This window comes from Xanthomonas sp. NCPPB 1132 (assembly GCF_056629235.1).
This window is the reverse complement of the sequence record NZ_CM152819.1, coordinates 646097-666344: the sequence shown is the minus strand read 5'-3', so window position 1 is coordinate 666344 and position 20248 is coordinate 646097. Positions and strand designations below refer to the sequence as shown.

The window sequence follows — 20248 nt, the reverse complement described above, 5'->3', positions numbered from 1 at the left end:
GGCTTCAGCCGCGACCGGGCGTCACCGGTAACGCCCGGTCGCGGCTGAAGCCGCTCCTACGCGAACTGCGTACGTCGCTCCAGACGCCACGCGCTTTTACAAATCCCCAATCCCTAATCCCGGCCCTCGAACAACACCGCCACGTCCGCCGCCTCAAGCACCCGCCACTGTCCTGAGGGCAGATCACCCAGAGCGAATCCGCCGATGCGGCTGCGGTGCAGTGCCGCCACGTGGTTGCCAACGGCGGCGAACATGCGCCGTACCTGGTGGTAGCGGCCTTCATGCAGAGCGACACGCACCTGCCGCGGCCCCAGCGTCTCCAGTTCCACCGGCAGCAACGGCGTGGTCTCGCCGTCGAGCATCAGCGTGCCGCTGGCGAACTGCGCCGCTTCGTCGCCGCGCAGGTCCTCGGCCAGGGTGGCCTCGTAGACCTTGGCCAGGCGCGCCTTCGGCGAGACGATGCGATGCAGCAGCGCGCCGTCGTCGGTCATCAGCAGCAGGCCGCTGGTGTCGCGATCCAGCCGCCCGACCGTGGACAGCAGCGGCGAGCGCAGGCGGAAGCGCGGCGGCAGCAGGTCGTAGACGATGCGCCCCGGGTCCTTGGTCGAGCAGGTGTAGCCGACCGGCTTGTGCAGCGCCAGGATCAGCCCGGGCGGCGGATCCAGCGCTTCTCCGTCGACCCGGATCGCCACGTGCGGCACCTGGTCGTCGGCGTACAGCACCTCGCCCTCGGCGTCGGTGATGCGGCCTTCGCGGAACATCAGCGCCACCTGCTTGCGGCTGCCGTAGCCCAGGTTGGCCAGGTGCTTGACCAGTTTCATCGGCGCGCTCCGGCGCGGCTGCGCACTGCGTGGATCAGCTTGAAGCCGTCGCGGGTGGCGAGTACCTCGGTTTCGCCGAAACTGGCGTCGAGCACCGCCTCGTAGGGCAGATGCCGGTTGGCGACCAGGAACAGCCGCCCGCCGGGCGCCAGCGCCTGCGCCGCCACCGCGATGAAGCGCCGGCCGATGTCCGGCCGCTCCATCCGTCCCGGCGCATGGAACGGCGGGTTGCTGACGATGACGTCGTACTGCCCGGGCAATCCGGTGGTCACGTCGTGCCAGTGGAAGCCCAACGCCACCCCGGCCGGCGTCTGCGCCAGATTGGCGCGCGCCAGCGCCAGCGCGCGCGCGTCGGCCTCGAACAGATCCAGCGCGGTCAGTTGCGGGCAGCGCGCCAGCAGTTCGGCCGACAGGTAGCCGTAGCCGGCGCCGAGATCGGCGGCGCGGCCGCGCAGGTCGGCGGGCAGGTGCTCGGCCAGCAGCGCCGACGCCGGGTCGATGCGGTCCCAGGCGAACACGCCCGGGCGGCTGCGGAAGCGCCCGTCCAGGATCGGCCGCACCGCGTCCAGCTTGGCCCAGCGCTGCTGCAGCGCGGCGTCGTGGCCACCCTGCAGCGGCGCGGTCCAGTACACCCTGCAGTGGTGCTTGGTCAGCTTGCCGCCGAGGCCGGCCAGTTGCTGCAAGTCGTCCTCGCCGGAGCGCGCGCCCTCGTTGTTGGCCTGGCAGGCCACCACGATGCCGCCCGGCGCCGCCAGCGCCACCGCGCGCGCCAGCAGCGCCCGCGCTTCCTCGCGCTGGCGCGGCGGCAACACCAGCACCAGCGCGTAGCCGCCGGCATCGGCGTCGCCATCCTGCTCGGCGCGTACCGTCCAGCCGCCTTGCTGCAGCGCGCTGGCGAAGGGTCGGTAGTCCTGTTCGCAGACCAGGTGCGACGGCTGCGCGTGCTGGCGCAGCGCCCAGCCTTCGCGGGCGCGCAGGAACAGCACCTTGCCGGCAGGCCAGCGCAGCAGGCCCTGGGCAAAGGGCAGGAACAGGGTCTCGAGGGGGGCGTCTTGCGCAGCCGGCATCGGGCGTGGTCGTCGGAACAGGGACGCGCATTCTACCGGCAGCCGGCGGCGGGCCCGGTTTTGCGCGAATCCAACGCATCATTGATGTTTCGGCAACATCGCCGCGCCTAGGCTGCAAGGCACCCAATGACTGGAGAGGCAGCATGCGCGCAGTGTTCATCGGCGGCGTCGTCGACAACAGCGAAGTGGATCTGGATGGCAGCCAGCCGCCGTTGCACTACCCGGAGAACACCGGCACCGGGCGCCCGCGCTACCGCCTGCACCAACGTGGCGCACGCGACGACGGCAGCGTGGTCTACGCCGTCTACGCCGCGCCGGAACTGGGCGACAGCGAAGTGCAGCGCGTGTTCGACGAACGCGGCTACGCCCGCCGTTTCGGCGTGGAGCCGGCGCCGGTGGAGCACTGACGCCAGACGGTTGGCGTCGTCCTTCCGAATTTGAGTCGTCCTTCCGAACTTGAGGTGTAGGAGCGGCTTCAGCCGCGACGGGCGTTCCCGAGAATGCCCGTCGCGGCTGAAGCCGCTCTTACGATTGCGCGATGTTTCACGGTTCAAGCGTGTGCCACGCCATGCGCGATATCCCGCGCCGTGTGCCGCATTGCATCTGCCATGGCGATTGCAGAGGCAACTTCACCTCATCATGAGGCCCTCCACGTCGCGGCTGAAGCCGCTCCTACGCCCATGGGGCGGGCAGGCACGCCCGCCGTTCGCCGCTTACTTGCCCGGCTTCGGGGTCACCCGCCACACGATGTTGCCGACATCGTCGGCGACCAGCAGCGCACCGGGCTTGTCCACCGCCACGCCGACCGGACGGCCCTGCGCGCGGCCTTCGGCGTCGAGGAAGCCGGTCAGCACGTCCAGCGGCTTGCCGCTGGGCTTGCCGTTGACGAAGGGGACGTAGATCACCTTGTAGCCGGACGGCGGGTTGCGGTTCCAGGAGCCATGCTGGCCGATGAAGGCGCCGCCGCGGTAGGTCGGCGGCAGCAGCGCGCCCTCGTAGAAGGCCAGGCCGAGCGAAGCGGTGTGCGGGCCCAGCGCATAGTCGGGCTTGATCGCGCTGGCCACCATCTCTGCGTTCTGCGGCTGCACCCGCTCGTCCACATGCTGCCCGTAGTAGCTGTACGGCCAGCCATAGAAGCCGCCCTCGCGCACCGAGGTCAGGTAATCGGGCACCAGGTCGCTGCCGAGTTCATCGCGTTCGTTGACCACGGTCCACAGCGTGTCGGTGCCGGGCTGCCAGGCCAGGCCCACCGGATTGCGCAGGCCGCTGGCGAACACGCGGGTGGCGCCGCTGGCCGCGTCCACTTCCAGGATCGCGGCGCGGTTGAGCTCCTGGTCCATGCCGTTCTCGGCGACATTGCTGTTGGAGCCGACGCCCACATACAGCTTCTTGCCGTCGCGGCTGGCCAGCAGGCTCTTGGTCCAGTGATGATTGATACCGCCAGGCAGGTTGGCGACGAAGCTGGGCGCGGCGGTGATCTGGGTGTCGCCGTCCTTGTACGGGAAGCTGACCAGGGCATCTGCATTGGCCACATACAGGCGGTCGCCGACCAGGGCCATGCCGAACGGCGAATACAGGCCCTTGAGGAACTGCGTGCGCACCTCGGCGACGCCGTCGCCGTCGGCATCGCGCAGCAGGGTGATGCGGTTGGCGCTGGGCACGGAGGCGCCGGCCTTGGACATCATCGCGCCCTGGATCTTGTCGCGCAGGCCGCTGCTCTCCTTTTCCGGGGCAGGCGGCTCGGCGGTTTCGGCGACCAGCACGTCGCCATTGGGCAGCACGTACAGCCAGCGCGGATGGTCAAGGTCGCGGGCGAACGCCTGCACTGCCAGGTCGGCGGCCGGCACCGGCGCGGCGCCATCGGCCCAACGCTTGACCTCGGCGACCTTCACCGTGGGGATCATGCGCTTGACCGGATCGGGCAACACCGGATCCGGTCCCATGCCGTCCTCGATGGCGTGCTTGGCGGTGTCGCCGCAGGCGGCGAGCAGGGCGGCACTCAGTGCACACAACACCCAACGGGCACGAATCGGCGAAGACATGGCCATGCGTCTTGGATATCCGGGAACACGGGGGAACGCCGATGATGCCCAGCCACGCCGCGCGAAAAGTGAAAGATGCGTCAAGAGGCGGCGTCGCGCGGATCGACATCCCAGGGCCGTGGGGGAAGCTGGCGTACGCTGCGGATCTGGTCCAGCCACAGATAGCGATGCTTGGCCGGGTCGTCGAGGTCGTCGATGCGCACCTGCGCATTGCTGCCCTCGTTGCCCTCGGCGTCGCGGAACTGCTGGATGCTGGGGCGCACCGACACGGTGCCGAAGCACACGCTGCCATCGTGCAATTCGATGCGCACATGCGCCTGCCCGGGCAGTTGCAGGATCAACGCTTCCAGCGTCTGGATCTGCGCCTGATCGGTATGGATACGCTCGGCAAACTGGGTCATCGGCGGACTCCGTGTGGGGACCGCTGCAGCCTAGCGCCGCCGGCGTGAGCCAGCGGGCAAGAGCGCCGGGACATCCGCTCGGTTGCCGCACATGTCGCGCTGGCTCGCGCGGGCGCGGCATGTCCGTCGATCGAGGACGCTCCCTAGCGCTGTCGCGCGAAGCGCACCGCGGACACCAGCTGCGCCACGCTGTAGGGCTTGGCCAGGTGTTCCTGGAAGCCGGCCTGCAGCGCGCGCTGGCGATCGTCGGCGCGCGCCAGCGCGGTCACCGCCACCGCGGGCAGGTCGTCCGCACCCAGGCCCATGTTCTCGCGCACGGTGCGGATCAGGCCGTAGCCGTCCATGCCCGGCATGCCGATGTCGGTGACCATCACGTCGATCGCGGCATGGCCGCCGCCGTCGAGCACCTCCAGCGCCTCGCTGGCCGAGCCCACCGCGACCACCTCGGCACCCTGCTCCTCGAGCAGGCGCCGCAGGTAGTCGAGCATGTCCGGCTGGTCCTCCACCGCCAGCAGGCGCACGCCCTTGAGCGAATACGCCTCGACCACCTGCTCGGCCATCGCGAACGCGCGCACTTCGCGTAGCGGGCGCGAGCCCGGCGCGTCGCGGTGCAGCGGCAGGCGCACGGTGAACACCGAGCCGCAGCCGCGGCCTTCGCTGGCCGCGCTGATCTGGCCGCCGTGCATCTCCACCAGTTGCTGCACGATCGCCAGGCCCAGGCCGAGGCCGCCGTGCAGGCGCGTGGTGGTGCTGTCGGCCTGGCGGAAGCGGCCGAACAGATGCGGCAGGAATTCCGGCGGGATGCCGTCGCCGGAATCGCGCACCGCCACGCTGACGTGCTCACCATCGTCCTCGAGGTCGATCGCCAGGGCGATGCGCCCGTGCGCGGGCGTGAACTTGATCGCGTTGGACAGCAGGTTCCAGAACACCTGCTGCAGGCGCGTGGCGTCGCCCAGCACCATGCACGGCTGCGACGGTGCCTGCAGGGTTAGCGCCTGGTCCTTGCCTTCGGCCACCGGCTCCTGCGCACGCATCGCCTCGCGCACCTGCTCGGCCAGATCCAGTGCCTCCACTTCCAGCTGCACCTTGCCCAGCAGCATGCTGCTGAGATCGAGCATGTCCGAGATCAGCCGCTGCTGCGCGCGCGCGCTGCTGGCGATCACCGACAGGCCCTTGCTGCTCGGATCGCCTGGCGGCAGCCGCTGCAGCAGCAGATCGCTCCAGCCGAGGATGGTGGTCAGCGGCGTGCGCAGTTCGTGCGACAGCGTCGCCAGGAATTCGTCCTTCAGGCGCGCCATGCTCTCGGCGGCGTTGCGCGCGCTGCGCTCGGATTCCAGCAACTGCTCGCGCGCCAGTTCGATATCGCGGCGTTCGGTGACGTCCGGGCTGCTGCCGGCCAGGCCGATGAACTGGCCCTTGGCGGCATACCGCGGCACCGCGGTCATTTCCAGCCAGCGCCACTCGCCATCGTGGCGGCGCGCGCGCACCAGTGCGCGCAGGTTGCGCTGGTCGTGCAGCGCATTGCGCAGCTCGTAGGCGAACACGCCGGCGTCTTCCGGATGCAGCACGTCGCCCCAGCCCGGGCGCGCCGCCTCGGCACCCGGATCGATGCCGAAGAAGTCGGCATAGGCGGTGTTGGTGAAGCGCAGTTCGCCCTGGGCGTCCAGCACCCACACCGGCATCGGCAGGCCCTCGGCCAGTGCGCTGAAGCGCGCCTCGCTCTCGGCCAGGTCGCGCTCCATCCGCTTGCGTTCGGTGATGTCGAGGAATTGCACGGCGACCTGGCGCAGTTCCGGCGCGCCGACGCGGAACGAATCCACCGCCCACCAGCGGTCCAGCGCAGTCGCGAAGTTCTCGAACTTGTCCGGACGGCCTGTCAACGCGACTGCGCCGTAGCGCTGGAACCAGTGCTCTTCGTGGGTCGGCGAGATGTCGCGCATGCGCCGCCCGACCACATCGCGCAGGCCGGTCTCGCGCTCGAAGGCCGGATTGACCTGCAGGAACACGTAATCGACCGCGCGCTCGCCCTCGAACAGCATCTGGATGACGCAGAAGCCGGAATCGATCTTGTCGAAGATCTCGCGATACTGCAGGTCCGTCGCCTGCACGAAAGAAGACGCGGTGGAGTCTGGACTGGCATGCATGACGGAGTAGCTCTGGAAGCGGCCTACGGCAACGGATGAAGACAGTGCCCGGCATCCGCGGCGCAACAACGACGCGCTAGGAACGGCGAGGCGGAACGCCCATCTTGTTAAGCCACTCCGCCGACGTCAAGCCGCCGCACCGACCGGCCGTCGCCCAACGGTCACCAATAGAAGGCGATCACCAGCACGATGCCCAGCAGCGACAGACCGATGCCGGCCAGCACCATCCACTGGGTCAGGCGCGCATTGCGCAAGGCCTGCTCTTCCAGCCAGCGCTCGGCCTCTTCGCGCCACGGCGGCGGCGATGCCTCCAGCAATTGCTGCACACGCGCCGGCCCCAACTGCCTGCATTGTCGGCGGAAATCTTCTGGGACGACAGTTCGCTCGGGGGCGCTGACGACGGACATGCCAAGGTTCCTGAATTGCTCAGCCGAGCGTGAAACGCGGTGCGTCGCTGGCCAGTTCGTGCTCTACCGCCATCCGTGCCAGGCGCGTGTAGTTGGCGCGCGGGCCGGCGCCACGGCCGACGACCAGGCCCAGGTATTCCAGGCCGGTCCACACCCGCGCCTTCCACTCCACCCCGTCCTCGGCCAGCACCAGGGTCAGCGTGTAGCGGAAGCTCTGCCCCTGCGGGCTGCGGTAGTGGTAGCTGGGCGGGAATTGCACGGCCACGTCCTGCGCCTCGCCGAGCGAGACCAGGTAGCGCCGCAGCAGATGCCGCACGTCGTCGCCCGGATTCAGGCGCAACTGGCGTGCCGCCTCGTCCAGGTTGGCCTGATGCTCGACGAACGCGGCCGCACCGCTGGCCGGGCTGTGACCGTGCCGCTTGGCCCAGTCGATGAACTGCAGGCGCACATCGCTGCCGGTGTGGGCCTGGTGGAACAGCGGCATCTTCATGCGATCCCCGTCGTGCTCGATTGGCTGCCATGCTCGCGCGCGCACCGTGAAGCAGGCGGCGAGGCGATGTGAGCCGTCCGTCATGCCCGGGCGGATGAATCCGCGGTCAACGGTCGCCGCCGCGCGCCTCGCCGCGATTGCGGGCGCGCCGGCACAGGCACACACTGCGCGTAAGCCTCCTGGAGATCCGCCATGAAGATCCGCTATGCCTGGACGGCGCTGGCTGTTGCCTGCCTGTGGGCGGGCGGCGCCTCCGCCGAGATCCGCAACGTCACCGACCCGCAGGCCCCGCGCAGCCTGGCCAGCGATGGCCCGGTGCAGGTGAGCTGGGCCGACCCGGCCACCTTCAGCGAACTGCGGCAGAGCCGCAACCGCTGGGAAGCCGAACGCGGCGACTGGGTACAGGACCTGGCCGCCTACCTGCAGAAGCAGGCGGCCAAGCAACTGCAGCCCGGGCAGCGCCTGGACATCAAGCTGACCGACATCAAGCGCGCCGGCGACTTCGAGCCTTGGCACGGCCCCAACTGGAACGACGTGCGGGTGATGCGCGACCTGTACCCGCCGCGGATCAGCTTCGACTTCACCCTGTACGGCGCCGACGGCCAGGTGCTGGCGCAGGGCCAGCCGAAACTGATGGACCCGAGCTACCTGTACAACAGCTCGGTCGGCCTGAGCACCGATCCGCTGCGCTACGAAAAGCGCATGCTCGACGAGTGGCTGCGCCGGCAGTTGCGCAAGGACAGCACGGTCGCCGAGCGCTGAGGCCCCGCGCGCGGCGCCGGCATCGCGCCGGCGCCGTCAGCCATTGGCCTACGCGTCGAGATAGACGCGCGGCGCGCGCTTGAGACCGCACAGCAAGCGGTAGGCGCTGGAACTGCAGCGCCCGGCCAGCGCGTCGATGCGCGGCTGCTCGCCCCACAACCGCACCTCGCTGCCGAGGCCGGCCTGCGGGTGGTCGGTCAGGTCCAAGGTCAGCATGTCCATCGACACGCGTCCGATCAGTTCGCCGGGCACGCCGTCGATCAGCACCGGCGTGCCGTTGGGCGCGAACTGCGGATAGCCGTCGGCATAGCCGATCGCCACCACCCCGACCCTGGTCGGCCGCGTCGCGACGAAGCGCGCGCCGTAGCCGACCGGCTCGCCCGGTGCGATGTCGCGCACGGAGATGATCCTGGACTGCAGGGTCATCACCGGGCGCAGTTCGCCGGGCAGCGTGGCCGCGGCGGCGAACGGGTCGGCGCCGTACAGCATCAGCCCCGGCCGTCCCCAGTCGTTGCGCAGCTCCGGCCAGCCGAGCAGCGCCGGCGAGTTGCACAGGCTGGTCTCGCCGGCCAGGCCGGCGGTGGCCTGGCGGAACACCTCCACCTGCTCGCGCGTGCGCGCGCTGTCCAGTTCGTCGGCACGGGCGAAGTGGCTCATCAGCACCAGCCGCTCGACCTGCGGCAAGGCACTCAGCCGCGCATGCGCAGCGCGGAACTCGTCCGGCGCCAGGCCCAGCCGGTGCATGCCGCTGTCCAGCTTCAGCCACAGACACAGCGGCTGCGGCGCGGCAAAGGCGGCGATCGCCTCCACCTGCCAGGGCGAGGCCACCGCGCACCACAGCCGATGTTCGGCGACCAGCGGCAGTTCGTCGGCGTCGAAGATGCCTTCCAGCAACAGGATCGGCGCGGCGATGCCGGCCTGGCGCAGTTCCAGCGCCTCCTCGATGCAGGCCACCGCAAAGCCGTCTGCCTCGCCGTCCAGCGCGCGCGCGCAGGCCACCGCGCCGTGCCCGTAGGCATCGGCCTTGACCACCGCCAGCGCCTTGCCGCCGCTCAGTTGGCGGGCCAGGCGGTAGTTGTGGCGCAGCGCGCCGAGATCGATCACTGCACGGGCTGGGCGCACGCGACGGCCTCGGCAACGGACGCGGCGGAACCGCGGGAATAACGGAAGATGTCCAGCCCCTCGCCGCTGATCTGCGGCTGCCGCGAGACCATCAGGTCGGCCAGGTAGCGACCGGAGCCGCAGGCCATGGTCCAGCCCAGCGTGCCGTGGCCGGTGTTGAGGAACAGGTTGCGGTAGCCGGTGGCGCCGACCACTGGCGTGCCGTCCGGGGTGGCCGGGCGCAGCCCGGTCCAGAACTCGGCGGCGGCCAGGTCGCCGCCGCGCGGGTACAGGTCGTTGACCACCTTTTCCAGGGTGGCGCGGCGGCGCGCCGGCCGCGACAGGTCGAAGCCGGCCAGTTCGGCCATGCCGCCGACGCGGATGCGTTCGTCGAAGCGGGTGATCGCCACCTTGTAGCTCTCGTCGAGGATGGTGGAGGTGGGCGCCAGCGCGGCGTCGCGGATCGGCAGGGTCAGCGAATAACCCTTCAGCGGGTACACCGGCAGGCGGATGCCCAGCGGCGCCAGCAGGCCGGGCGAGTAGCTGCCCAGCGCGACCACGTAGCGGTCGGCGCGCTCGACCCGGCCGCCGATGCGCACGCCGTCGATGCGGTCGCCATCGGCCTGCAGCGCCTCGATGCTCTCGCCCTGGCGGAACTGCACGCCGGCCGCGGCGGCCATCGCCGCCAGGCGCTGGGTGAACAGGCGGCAGTCGCCGGTCTGGTCGTTGGGCAGGCGCAGCGCGCCCACCAGGCTGGCCGGCGCACTGGCCAGGGCCGGCTCCACCCGGGCGATGCCGGCGCGGTCGAGCAGTTCATAGGGCACGCCGTACTCGCGCAGCACCTCGATGTCCTTGGCCGCGCCGTCCAGTTGCTGTTGGGTACGGAACAGCTGGGTGGTGCCGAGCTGGCGGCCTTCGTAGGCGATGCCGGTCTCGGCGCGCAACTGATCCAGGCAGTCGCGGCTGTACTCGGACAGGCGCACCATGCGCGCCTTGTTGATCGCATAGCGCTCGGCGGTGCAGTTGCGCAGCATCTGCGCCAGCCACAGGTACTGCTGCAGGTCGGCGGTGGGCGTGATCGCCAGCGGCGCATGGCGCTGGAACAGCCACTTCAGCGCCTTCAGCGGCACCCCCGGCGCGGCCCATGGCGATGCATAGCCGGGCGAGACCTGCCCGGCATTGGCGTAGCTGGTCTCCAGCCCCGCCGCCGGCTGGCGGTCGACCACCGTCACCTCGCAGCCGCTGCGGGCCAGATACCACGCCGTGGTCGTGCCGATCACACCGCTGCCGAGAACCAGAACCCGCATGCGCCTACTCCGCTTGGATCAATTCCCTGGCTGGATGGCACCAGGGCAGAAGTTCGGTGCAGTATAGGCAGCACAACCCAGGATTTTCCCCTGACTTCTGCCGACCAGGCAGGCCAAACCCCTGAGACCTGCCCGCATGGCCGCACGTCCCCGCGAACTGGACAAGATCGACCGCAAGATCCTGCGCATCCTGCAGCAGGAAGGGCGCATTTCCTTCACCGAACTGGGCGAGCGGGTCGGCCTGTCGACCACGCCCTGCACCGAGCGGGTGCGCCGGCTGGAACGCGACGGCGCCATCACCGGCTACTACGCGCGGCTGGACCCGCACTATCTCAAGGCCAGCCTGCTGGTGTTCGTGGAGATCAGCCTGGCCTACAAGTCCGGCGACATCTTCGAAGAATTCCGCCGCGCCGCCTTGAAGCTGCCCAACGTGCTCGAGTGCCACCTGGTCTCGGGCGACTTCGACTACCTGCTCAAGGCCCGCATCAGCGAGATGGCGTCCTACCGCAAGCTGCTGGGCAGCACCTTGCTGACCCTGCCGCACGTGCGCGAGTCCAAGAGCTACATCGTCATGGAAGAAGTGAAGGAAACGCTCAGCCTGCCGATCGCCGACTGAGCGTTCCGCGCGGATGCATGCGGGTCAGGAGACCAGCAGCTTCTCCAGGTCGTCGCGCGAGGAATTGGCGTGGTTCTTGGCCAGTTCGGCCACCACCCGCTTCTGGACCTCTTTATGCAGCAGCGGCCGCAACTGCCCCAGCGTGTGCGGGTCGGCGACCAGCATCAGGTGCTCGACCTGCCCGCGCAGCGCATCCTGGTACAGCCGCTCGGCGATCTGACGGACGAACCCGGCCTCATCCATGGTCATCGGCCGGTCGCCGTCCTCCACGCCCTCGATGGGCGTCGGGTTCAGCACTTCGGTCTGCTCCAGCAGCGCGGTCTCGCCGGCCAAGTTGACCCGGAACAGGCGCGCAGTGGTGCGGTCGGCGACGACGATCAGGGTGTTGTCGGGAAGCTTGCTCATCGGTTCTCCTGCGGAAACATGGCGCCGCGGCAGTCGCGGCCGGTCCGCCAGTCTAGGAACCGATTTGTGAGGATGGCGGCCACGCGGCGTTCGCCATGCGTTCGCCGCCCTGGCGCAAGCGCCTCAGTCCTGGATGCGGACTCCGTCGCCGCTGGGCACGGTGGTGTAGTAACGGCCGGTGCGCGTATCCAGCGCGCGATTGGGCCCGACCTGCATCGCGCCGGGGATCAGTTGGCCGCGGCGGTCGTAGAGGCGCACCGGGCGGCGTGCGGACGGGTCGGCGACTGCGGCCGGCACCGCCTGGCTGGGCGCGCGCTTGCGCTTGGCCTGCCCCTGCGGCCGGTCGTCCAGGTTGGAGGGGACCGGCGTCGCCTTGGGAGCGGAGGCCGATGCCGGCGGACGCTCGTCGAGGCGGCTGGCCACCGAGGGCGCCGGCGCCGGTGCGGACCGCAAGGTGTTGGCGTCGCGATCGCTGGCCGGTGCGCCGGGGACTGGCTGAAGCTGCTGCGCGGCGGCAAGCGCCGGCACGAGCAGGGCGATGGCAACGCAGGGCAGCAAGCGGTTCACGGTGGCTCCATCGAAGGGCCGGCAAGGGGATTCCACGCTAGCGCACCGCCGACGCCACGTCGACGCCATGCGGTGCGCTTGATCCGCCCCGTACAGCCCTCATGTTGTTTTTCCCCACTTCCGCCACGGGCCACGCCATGCGCCGATTCGACCTCACGCCTCCCACCGCTGCCGAGCGCGAGCAGCTGATCGGCGGACTGAACGCGGAGGAACGCCGGGTGCTGCTGCAGCACGGCACCGAGGCGCCGTTCTGCGGCGTGTTCCTGGACAACAAGCTGGAGGGCGTCTACACCTGCCGGCTGTGCGGGCTGCCGCTGTTCCGCTCAAGCGCCAAGTTCGATTCCGGCACCGGCTGGCCGAGCTTCTTCGCGCCCTACCACCCCGACCACGTGCGCGAGATACGCGACACCAGCTACGGCATGATCCGCACCGAGATCGTCTGCGCCCGCTGCGACAGCCATCTCGGCCACGTGTTCCCGGACGGCCCGCCGCCGAGCGGCGAGCGCCACTGCCTGAATTCGGTCTCGCTGCAATTCACCGAACAGGGCCAGGCGCTGCCCAACCCGCTGCACCGCGGCGGCGGCGAGACCGAACCGGCCTGATTCCCGGCGCAGCCGCGCCGCCACAGGGAGACCACCGGTATGCGTCGCTCGTTGCTTCCCCTCTTGCTGCTGCCGCTCGCCCTGGGCGCCTGCCAGCGCAGCACCACCCCGCCGCCGACGCAGGCCGCGCCCGTCGCCGCCGCGCCGTCGCCCGCCAGCGCACCTGGCCTGCAGGCCGATGCCCTGCCCATGCAGTGGCGCTGCGGCGAGGAACTGGTGCAGGCAGCCGCCGATCCGGCGCGCGAGCGCCTGGCGCTGCAGGTGCGCGGCACCCGCCTGGACATGCAGCGCACCGATGCCGGTGCCGCCACCGGCGCGCGTTACACCGATGCGTTGGGCAATGTCTTTCTGCAGGCGCAGCCGGACCAGGCGACGCTGACCCTTGCAGGCCTGGGCGAGACGCTCAAATGCGTCCGGCATGACAGCGGCATGACCGGCTGAGCGGGCGGGCGCCGCGGGGCCGCCAAAAACCCGGCACGGTTCACACCTTCAGAACGGCGGCGCCGGGCCGACATCTAGAGCGTCCCCGTTCCGGCCCGCAGGCTGCTCCGCCATGCTCATCATCGTTGGCTTCATCGTCGTCATCATCAGCGTGGTCGGCGGCTACGTGCTGTCGCACGGCAAACTTGGCGCACTGTGGCAGCCGTACGAGCTGATGATCATCGGTGGCGCAGCGCTGGGCGCGTTCCTGGTCAGCACCCCGGGCAAGATCGTCAAGGCCACCATCGGCGGCGTGCTGGGCGTGTTCAAGGGCCCGCAGTACAAGGCCGACGACTACCGCAGCACCCTGACCCTGATCTACGAACTGCTGAACAAGGCGCGCCGCGACGGCTTCATGGCCCTGGAAGACCACGTCGAGCGACCGGCCGACAGCGCGATCTTCGGCAATTACCCGAAGGTGCTGGCCGACCATCACCTGCTCGACTTCATCACCGACTGCCTGCGCCTGATGATCGGCAGCAACATCGAGCCGCACGAACTGGAACCGCTGCTGGAACTGGAACTGGAGAAGCACCACCACGAAGCGATGGCGCCGGCGCATGCGCTGAGCAAGGTGTCCGACGGCCTGCCCGGCTTCGGCATCGTCGCCGCGGTGCTGGGCATCGTCATCACCATGGGCTCGATCGGCGGCCCGATCGAGGAGATCGGCCACCACGTCGGCGCGGCGCTGGTCGGCACCTTCCTCGGCATCCTGCTGGCCTACGGCTTCGTCGCGCCGCTGTCGGCGGCGATGGAAGCGCGCGCCGAGCAGGACAGCCGCATCTTCGAATCGGTGAAGACCGCGCTGCTGGCCTGCCTGCGCGGCTACAACCCGAAGATCGCCCTCGAATTCGCGCGCAAGACCCTGCCGACCGACGTGCGGCCGAGCTTCGCCGACTTCGAATCGCATCTGAAGACGATCAAGTAACGCGGTCATGGCCGAGACCAAATCCACCGTCGTCATCCGCCGGGTCAAGAAGGTCCAGGGCGGCGGCCACCACGGCGGCGCGTGGAAGGTGGCCTATGCCGACTTCGTGACCGCGATGATGGCGTTCTTCCTGGTGCTGTGGCTGGTGGCGGCGACCACCAAGGAACAGCGCGCGGCGATCGCCGAATACTTCCGCAATCCCAGTCCGCTGGCCGGCAAGAGCCCGGCGCCGAGCCCCGGCATGGCCGGCCCCGGTGGCGCCAGCACCTCGATGATCAAGCTCGGCGGCGCCGGCGAGATGCAGCGCGGCAACAACAAGGATCCGTTCGGCAGCAAGAGCCTGAAGGGCGACGACAGCAAGACCACGCAGCGCGAGAAGGAAAAGCAACGCCTGGAAACGCTGATGCAGGAACTGAAGGAAGCCATCGACAAGAGCCAGGCGCTGGAACCGTTCAAGGACCAGTTGCTGCTGGACCTGACCCCGGACGGCCTGCGCATCCAGATCGTGGACAAGGAGAACCGGCCGATGTTCGACCTCGGCAGCGCGGTGCTCAAGCCCTATACCCGCGGCATCCTCCACGAGCTGTCCGGCTTCATCAATCAGGTGCCCAACCACATCAGCATCACCGGCCACACCGACGTCACCCAGTACAGCAGCAAGAACGGCTACAGCAACTGGGAACTGAGCGCGGACCGCGCCAATGCCGCGCGCCGCGAGCTGGTCGCCGGCGGCATGGGCGAGGACAAGGTCTCGCGCGTGGTCGGGCTGTCCTCCTCGGTGCTGTTCGACAAGCAGGTGCCGAACAATCCGATCAACCGCCGCATCAGCATCGTGGTGATGACCAAGGATGCCGAGGACGCCGCCACCGCCGATGGCGACCACAGCGTCGCCCTGGGCACGGTGCAGCCCGACGCCGACACCAAGGTACCGGACCTGAGCGCGGCGGCGACCGAAGCGGCCGCAGCGCCGGCCGCCGGCAAGGGCGCGCCCGCGGCGACGCCTGCCGCCGCGAACGGCGCTGCGCCGACTGCCCCGGCCGCCACCTCCGGCAAGGCCTCGGTACAGATCGTCGAACCGCGCACCACTTCGCCGGAGGCGGCCGCCGCCGCCGCGCGCGATGCCTTGCGCAGCATCAACGGCGGGGCACCGGTGACGGCTGCCGCCGGCGCAGGCGCAGGCGGAACCGAGGCGACCAGCGCACGCTGATCGCGGCAGTGCTCGCTGTGCCGCCGGCGGCCAGGCAGACAGGCGCCGGCGGGACCGCACACGGCCCGGCGCTTACAATGGCCGCCACTTCGCCAACGAGACCGCCGTGTCCAAGCAATCCAAAGCCAAGCGCGACAAGCGCAAGAAGCAGCAGTCGCCGCGCCCCTTCGCCCGCCTGGGCCGCGAGCAGCCCATCGCCAACCACGCCGTGCTGCAGAACGAGAGCGGCCGCGTGCTGGCCGCGATCGGCCTGCAGGGTCGCCAGTGGTTGCTGTCGGTCGGCGGCCAGACCATGGGCAATGCCGACAATCCGGTGCCGATGCTGGCGATGCTCAAGCACCTGGCCAACCTGCAGGAGCAGGAAGGCAACACCATCACCCTGGACTACTCGGTGCAGCTGCAGCAGATGATCGACGCGCTGGCGGCCGAAGCCGGCCAGACCCCGACCGAGTACCTGGACGCGCTGGTTGCCGAGTTCGCCGCGGGCGACGGCGCGGAAGAGGGTGCGGACGAGGACGGGGCCGACACGGACGCCGCGGCGGAGACGGACGATGCCGCTCCGGCCGAGGCCGACGGCAGCGCCACCGCGGACCCCGCGGCCGATGCCGACGGCACGCACAAGCCGGCCTGACCTGGCGCGTGGCGGTCTACATCGACGATGCGGTGCATCCCTGGCGCGGCCAGCGCTGGGGCCACCTGCTCGCCGACACGCTGGACGAACTGCACGCCATGGCGGCGCGGCTGGGCATCCCCCGCCGCGCCTTCCAGAACAAACTCAGCGGCGCGCACTACGACGTGCCCGCCGCCCTGCGCGACGAAGCGATCCGCCTGGGCGCGGTACCGGTCTCGCGACACAGCGATCGCGAACTGCTGAAAGCATTGATCCGCCATGCGCGTGCGCAGGCGCGGGGCGAGGCGCAGTGAGCGGTGGCGGCACGTTCGCCGCCACGCGTTTCGTAGGAGCGGCTTCAGCCGCGACAGGCGTCCCCGGGAACGCCTGTCGCGGCTGAAGCCGCTCCTACGGCACACCCTCCGTGTCGGCGGACGTCTGCCTAGAACGGATCGCTGCCCGGGCGCAGGTCGATGCCCAGGATCGCGGCCAGGCGCTGCATGTCCTGGTCGTCGCGGCTGAGCGCCATCCAGCCGGCGCGGATCTCGCTGCCGGCGTCCCAGCACCAGATGCTGTAGCCGTGCTCGCGCAGGCGGTCGTAGGCCACCGCCAGCAGCGAGGCGCTGTCGTGGTCCTCGAGGAAATCGGCGTCGTCGATGTCGCCGCCCCAGTCGATGCGCAGGTTCCAGCGCGCGGCCAGTTCGTCGATCGCGCCGATCAGCGCCTCGCGGTCGTGGCTGTCGACGTAGAAGCCCGCCCGCCAGTCGATCGCGTCCTTCAGCGTCCACAGCCAGTCCGCGTCCTCACGCTCGGCCTCGCCGGCGGCCTCGCGGTAGGCGTCGAACTGGCGCAGCGCGCTTTCCTCGTCGCCGGGATTGATCAGCAGCAGCAGGTTCCAGATCAGGCCCTGCTGGGTGTCCGGATCGTCGTCGTCGTCGAACAGGTCGTCGGGATCGTCGTAGTCGGCGCTGTTGTCGGGCATGGCGGCGCATCGGGCATCACGGAGGAGCGCCAGTGTGCCGCGCCCGGCGCGGCGACGGAAGCGCGGAACTCGGCAACGGCGCCGCGGGCGTTTATCCTTCGCAGCCCGGAAGACGGCGCTGTCCGCCGTCACGCGAAGCCATCACGATGTCCGACACGCCCCCCGACCGCCTGGCGGTCAGCCCGCAGAGCCCGTTCCACGATGCCGAGACGCTGTCGCGCGGCGTCGGCATCCGCTTCAACGGCGTGGAGCGCGACAACGTCGAGGAGTACTCGATCAGCGAAGGCTGGATCCGCGTGCAGGTCGGCAAGGCGCGCGACCGCCGCGGCAACCCGATGACCATGAAGGTCAAGGGCACGGTCGAGGCGTTCTGGCTCGACGCCAAGTAAACGCGGTAAGCGCGAGCGCCGGCAGGCACAACGCCCGCCGGCACGTTGCGACGCGCGGCCGCACGCGGCGCGACCCTTGGGCCGCGCTCAGGGCTTGAGCCGGTAGCCGCTGCGGAAGATCGCCCAGACCACGCCCAGGCACAGCGCCAGGAACGCCAGGGTCATACCCAGGCTGGTCGCGATGTGCACGTCGGCCTTGCCGTAAAACGCCCAGCGGAAGCCGCTGATCAGGTACACCACCGGGTTGAACAAGCTGATTTTCTGCCACAGCGGCGGCAGCATGTTGATCGAGTAGAAACTGCCGCCGAGGAAGGTCAGCGGCGTGATCACCATCAGTGGAATCACCTGCAGCTTCTCGAAGCCGTCGGCCCACACGCCGATGATGAAACCGAACAGGCTGAAGGTCAGCGCGGTCAGCACCAGGAAACCGAACATCCACAGCGGATGCGCGATTTCGTACGGCACGAAGCTGCGTGCGGTGAGCAGGATCAGCAGGCCCAGCAGCACCGACTTGCTCGCCGCCGCGCCGACGTAGCCGATGACCACCTCCCACCACGCCACCGGCGCCGACAGCACCTCGTAGATGGTGCCGGCCCAGCGCGGCATGTAGATGCCGAAGGAGGCGTTGGAAATGCTTTCGCTGAGCAGCGACAGCATCACCAGCCCGGGGATGATGTAGGCGCCATAGCGGATGCCGTCGATGTCGCCCATGCGCGAGCCGATCGCCGCGCCGAACACCACGAAGTACAGCGACGTCGACAGCACCGGCGAAGCGATGGACTGGGTCAGCGTGCGGAAGGTGCGCGCCATCTCGAAGCGGTAGATCGCGGCGATCGCGTGCAGGTTCATGCGCGCACCTCCGCCGCGGCGGACGCCGGCCGCACCAGGTTGACGAAGATCTCCTCCAGCGAGCTCTCGCTGGACTGCAGGTCCTTGATCTCCACGCCTTGCGCCTCCAGTTGCCGCAGCAGCGCGCCGATGCCGGTCTGCTCGGCCTGCGCGTCGTAGGTGTAGGTCAGCGTCGCGCCGTCGGCGGACAGCTCCAGCGGCTGCGTCGCCAGCGCCGCCGGTACCCTCGTCAACGGCGCCTGCAGGGTCAGCGCCAGTTGCTTCTTGCCGAGCTTGCGCATCAGCGTGCGCTTGTCCTCCACCAGCACCAGTTCGCCGCGATTGACCACGCCGACGCGGTCGGCCATGTCCTCGGCCTCCTCAATGTAGTGGGTGGTCAGGATGATGGTGGTGCCCTGCTCGCGCAGGCGCCGCACCATCTGCCACATGTCGTGGCGCAGCTCCACGTCGACGCCGGCGGTGGGTTCGTCCAGGAACAGGATGGATGGCTCGTGGGCCAGCGCCTTGGCGATCAGCACGCGCCGCTTCATGCCGCCGGACAGGGTGGAGATGCGGCTGTCGCGCTTGTCCCACAGCGACAGTTCGCGCAGCACCCGCTCCAGGTGCGCATCGTCGCGCGGCTTGCCGAACAGGCCGCGGCTGAAGCGCACCGTCGCCCACACCGTCTCGAACGCATCGGTGGCAAGTTCCTGCGGCACCAGGCCGATCTTGCTGCGCGCGGCGCGGTAGTCGCGCACGATGTCGTGGCCATCGGCCAGCACCCGGCCGCTGCTGGGGGTGACCAGGCCACAGATGATGCTGATCAGCGTGGTCTTGCCGGCGCCGTTGGGGCCGAGCAGGGCGAAGATCTCGCCGCGGCGAATCTCCAGATCGATGCCCTTGAGCGCCTGGAAGCCCCCGGCGTAGGTCTTGGTGAGCTGTTGCACGGAAATGATCGGCGACACGGGAACTCCCTGGGCGCGCGGTGGCTGCGGAAACGGCCTCCAGGGTAGAAGCCCGATCGTGATGGATAAATCCCGATCCGGCGGAAGCACTCTCCCGGATGCGGGACAGTGCGCCAGCCAGGGGCCCGCAAACGCCAGGCGACGCCGTCGTGGCGCCGTGGCCTAGCGCTCGCCAGTCTTGAGCCGGCTGGCAGGCGCCCGCGCCGCGCGTGGCCACGGCCACACACGCCAGCCGAAGTTGACCCCGGCCGCCGCCAGCAGGATCAGCATTGCCCCGAGCACCTGCGTCCACGCCAGCGATTGCCCGAAGGCGATGCGATCGACCGCGATCGCCACCACCGGGTAGATGAACGACAGCGCCCCGATCATCGCGGTGGGCAGCTTCTGGATGGCGCCGTAAAGCAGCACGTACATCACCCCGGTGTTGACCACGCCGAGCACGACCAGATCCAGCCATTGGCCGGGACGGCTGGGCAAGGCATCGAAGTGCACGAACGGCGCCAGCAACACGATGCCGATGCCCAGTTGCAGCAGCGCGAGCAGGTGCGGCGGCGTGCCTTTCAGGTGCTTGGTGACGATCGACGACACCGCGTACAGAAACGCCGCGCCCAGCGCCAGGGCGACGCCCTGCAGGTACTCGCCCGGCACTGCGAGCACCGCCGGGGCGATGCGCACCACGCCCACCAGCCCGACGAAGGCCACCGCCAGCCACGCCACGGTCGAGGCGCTGATGCGCTCGCGGAACACGAGCGCGCCCAGCCCGACCAGCATGAACGGCTGCGTGTTGTAGACAGCAGTGGCCATCGAGATCGACGCGCGGCCGTAAGCGGCAAACAGCAGCAGCCAGTTCGCCACAATCGCCACCCCGCCGAGCAGCACCAGCGCCAGCATCCGCGGCGAAAACGCCTTGCGCCGCAACAGGCCCAGTGCCGCGCAGACGATGAGCAACGTGGCGGCGCCGAACAGGCAGCGGAAGAACACCACGTTGAACGGCGACTGCCCCGACGACACCACCAGCCAGCCGATCGTGCCGGACATGAGCATGACCACGACCATCTCGGCCGCCCCCCGGCGAATTTCGTTGGAAGCCATCCCGATTCCTTGCAATGCTGCGAATGGTCGTCATT

Annotated in this window: 25 protein-coding genes; 10 read left to right on the top strand and 15 right to left on the bottom strand. The window is 69.6% G+C overall.

The annotated features are described in order from the left end of the window. Positions 1–113: 113 nt before the first annotated feature. Together AC1G9L_RS02955 and AC1G9L_RS02950 are read right to left on the bottom strand one after the other, a co-directional pair. Entirely contained in the window at positions 114–821 is a 708-nt protein-coding gene (locus AC1G9L_RS02955; protein WP_019802048.1) for a pseudouridine synthase, read from the bottom strand. Further along, positions 818–1888 carry a class I SAM-dependent methyltransferase gene (locus AC1G9L_RS02950; RefSeq protein WP_481070248.1) on the bottom strand — a complete coding sequence of 357 codons (1071 nt, stop codon included), beginning with the start codon at positions 1886–1888 and terminating at the stop codon, positions 818–820. Before AC1G9L_RS02950 ends, AC1G9L_RS02955 begins: the two co-directional genes overlap by 4 nt. A gap of 143 nt (positions 1889–2031) precedes the next feature. Between AC1G9L_RS02950 and AC1G9L_RS02945 the strand changes: the two genes are divergently transcribed. Then, positions 2032–2295: a hypothetical protein gene (locus tag AC1G9L_RS02945; protein ID WP_371182978.1), complete on the top strand. Its 264-nt coding sequence runs from the start codon at positions 2032–2034 to the stop codon at positions 2293–2295. 306 nt (positions 2296–2601) lie between these two features. Here AC1G9L_RS02945 and AC1G9L_RS02940 read toward each other — a convergent pair whose 3' ends face one another. The 5 genes from AC1G9L_RS02940 to AC1G9L_RS02920 form a co-directional block, all read right to left on the bottom strand. Then, positions 2602–3936, bottom strand: coding sequence for a PQQ-dependent sugar dehydrogenase (locus tag AC1G9L_RS02940; RefSeq protein WP_420008044.1), 1335 nt, complete (start codon positions 3934–3936; stop codon positions 2602–2604). 74 nt (positions 3937–4010) lie between these two features. Then, entirely contained in the window at positions 4011–4331 is a 321-nt protein-coding gene (locus AC1G9L_RS02935; RefSeq protein WP_019799798.1) for a DUF3247 family protein, read from the bottom strand. A gap of 143 nt (positions 4332–4474) precedes the next feature. Next, a complete protein-coding gene (locus AC1G9L_RS02930) occupies positions 4475–6475 on the bottom strand; it encodes a PAS domain-containing hybrid sensor histidine kinase/response regulator (protein ID WP_481070247.1) in 2001 nt (666 codons plus the stop codon). A gap of 161 nt (positions 6476–6636) precedes the next feature. After that, positions 6637–6882 carry a hypothetical protein gene (locus tag AC1G9L_RS02925; protein WP_371182973.1) on the bottom strand — a complete coding sequence of 82 codons (246 nt, stop codon included), beginning with the start codon at positions 6880–6882 and terminating at the stop codon, positions 6637–6639. A gap of 19 nt (positions 6883–6901) precedes the next feature. Next, a complete protein-coding gene (locus AC1G9L_RS02920) occupies positions 6902–7372 on the bottom strand; it encodes a hypothetical protein (RefSeq protein ID WP_019799795.1) in 471 nt (156 codons plus the stop codon). Positions 7373–7564: 192 nt separating this feature from the next. On the opposite strand from AC1G9L_RS02920, the gene AC1G9L_RS02915 reads away from it, so the two are divergent. Then, on the top strand, positions 7565–8134 hold the full coding sequence (locus AC1G9L_RS02915; protein ID WP_010343260.1) for a DUF3016 domain-containing protein: 570 nt from the start codon (positions 7565–7567) through the stop codon (positions 8132–8134). Between the two features lie 48 nt (positions 8135–8182). Here AC1G9L_RS02915 and alr read toward each other — a convergent pair whose 3' ends face one another. Beyond that, entirely contained in the window at positions 8183–9256 is a 1074-nt protein-coding gene (alr, locus tag AC1G9L_RS02910; RefSeq protein WP_481070246.1) for an alanine racemase, read from the bottom strand. After that, positions 9235–10542, bottom strand: coding sequence for a D-amino acid dehydrogenase (locus AC1G9L_RS02905; protein WP_481070245.1), 1308 nt, complete (start codon positions 10540–10542; stop codon positions 9235–9237). Before AC1G9L_RS02905 ends, alr begins: the two co-directional genes overlap by 22 nt. A gap of 136 nt (positions 10543–10678) precedes the next feature. Between AC1G9L_RS02905 and AC1G9L_RS02900 the strand changes: the two genes are divergently transcribed. Continuing rightward, positions 10679–11158 carry a winged helix-turn-helix transcriptional regulator gene (locus AC1G9L_RS02900; RefSeq protein ID WP_010343257.1) on the top strand — a complete coding sequence of 160 codons (480 nt, stop codon included), beginning with the start codon at positions 10679–10681 and terminating at the stop codon, positions 11156–11158. Between the two features lie 24 nt (positions 11159–11182). Here AC1G9L_RS02900 and AC1G9L_RS02895 read toward each other — a convergent pair whose 3' ends face one another. Together AC1G9L_RS02895 and AC1G9L_RS02890 are read right to left on the bottom strand one after the other, a co-directional pair. Then, positions 11183–11563, bottom strand: coding sequence for a baeRF12 domain-containing protein (locus AC1G9L_RS02895; protein WP_010343256.1), 381 nt, complete (start codon positions 11561–11563; stop codon positions 11183–11185). 123 nt (positions 11564–11686) lie between these two features. Continuing rightward, positions 11687–12130: a hypothetical protein gene (locus AC1G9L_RS02890; RefSeq protein ID WP_481070244.1), complete on the bottom strand. Its 444-nt coding sequence runs from the start codon at positions 12128–12130 to the stop codon at positions 11687–11689. A gap of 137 nt (positions 12131–12267) precedes the next feature. Here AC1G9L_RS02890 and msrB point away from each other — a divergent pair, with 137 nt between their 5' ends. The 6 genes from msrB (at position 12268) to AC1G9L_RS02860 (ending at position 16271) form a co-directional block, all read left to right on the top strand. After that, positions 12268–12732 (top strand): peptide-methionine (R)-S-oxide reductase MsrB, encoded by a 465-nt coding sequence (msrB, locus tag AC1G9L_RS02885; RefSeq protein WP_481070243.1) that lies wholly within the window; start codon positions 12268–12270, stop codon positions 12730–12732. Positions 12733–12771: 39 nt separating this feature from the next. Further along, the gene (locus tag AC1G9L_RS02880) at positions 12772–13173 is read left to right on the top strand and encodes a hypothetical protein (protein ID WP_481070242.1); all 402 of its coding nucleotides are present in this window, start codon (positions 12772–12774) and stop codon (positions 13171–13173) included. Positions 13174–13285: 112 nt separating this feature from the next. Beyond that, positions 13286–14140, top strand: a complete 855-nt coding sequence (motA, locus tag AC1G9L_RS02875; RefSeq protein WP_010340275.1) for a flagellar motor stator protein MotA — start codon at positions 13286–13288, stop codon at positions 14138–14140. A gap of 7 nt (positions 14141–14147) precedes the next feature. Beyond that, on the top strand, positions 14148–15347 hold the full coding sequence (gene motB / locus AC1G9L_RS02870) for a flagellar motor protein MotB (protein WP_481070241.1): 1200 nt from the start codon (positions 14148–14150) through the stop codon (positions 15345–15347). Between the two features lie 106 nt (positions 15348–15453). Then, a complete protein-coding gene (locus AC1G9L_RS02865) occupies positions 15454–15978 on the top strand; it encodes a hypothetical protein (RefSeq protein WP_019802375.1) in 525 nt (174 codons plus the stop codon). A gap of 8 nt (positions 15979–15986) precedes the next feature. After that, positions 15987–16271 (top strand): DUF4031 domain-containing protein, encoded by a 285-nt coding sequence (locus tag AC1G9L_RS02860; RefSeq protein WP_481070240.1) that lies wholly within the window; start codon positions 15987–15989, stop codon positions 16269–16271. A 128-nt stretch (positions 16272–16399) separates the two neighbouring features. Here AC1G9L_RS02860 and AC1G9L_RS02855 read toward each other — a convergent pair whose 3' ends face one another. Continuing rightward, positions 16400–16939, bottom strand: a complete 540-nt coding sequence (locus tag AC1G9L_RS02855; protein WP_010343634.1) for a DUF6630 family protein — start codon at positions 16937–16939, stop codon at positions 16400–16402. Positions 16940–17085: 146 nt separating this feature from the next. Between AC1G9L_RS02855 and AC1G9L_RS02850 the strand changes: the two genes are divergently transcribed. Then, a complete protein-coding gene (locus AC1G9L_RS02850) occupies positions 17086–17328 on the top strand; it encodes a DUF3297 family protein (RefSeq protein ID WP_010343635.1) in 243 nt (80 codons plus the stop codon). Positions 17329–17415: 87 nt separating this feature from the next. Here AC1G9L_RS02850 and AC1G9L_RS02845 read toward each other — a convergent pair whose 3' ends face one another. The 3 genes from AC1G9L_RS02845 to AC1G9L_RS02835 form a co-directional block, all read right to left on the bottom strand. Next, the gene (locus tag AC1G9L_RS02845; RefSeq protein ID WP_019801505.1) at positions 17416–18177 is read right to left on the bottom strand and encodes an ABC transporter permease; all 762 of its coding nucleotides are present in this window, start codon (positions 18175–18177) and stop codon (positions 17416–17418) included. Then, positions 18174–19121: an ATP-binding cassette domain-containing protein gene (locus AC1G9L_RS02840; RefSeq protein ID WP_019801504.1), complete on the bottom strand. Its 948-nt coding sequence runs from the start codon at positions 19119–19121 to the stop codon at positions 18174–18176. Before AC1G9L_RS02840 ends, AC1G9L_RS02845 begins: the two co-directional genes overlap by 4 nt. A 162-nt stretch (positions 19122–19283) precedes the next feature. Further along, a complete protein-coding gene (locus AC1G9L_RS02835; protein ID WP_481070239.1) occupies positions 19284–20159 on the bottom strand; it encodes a DMT family transporter in 876 nt (291 codons plus the stop codon). Positions 20160–20248: the final 89 nt, after the last annotated feature.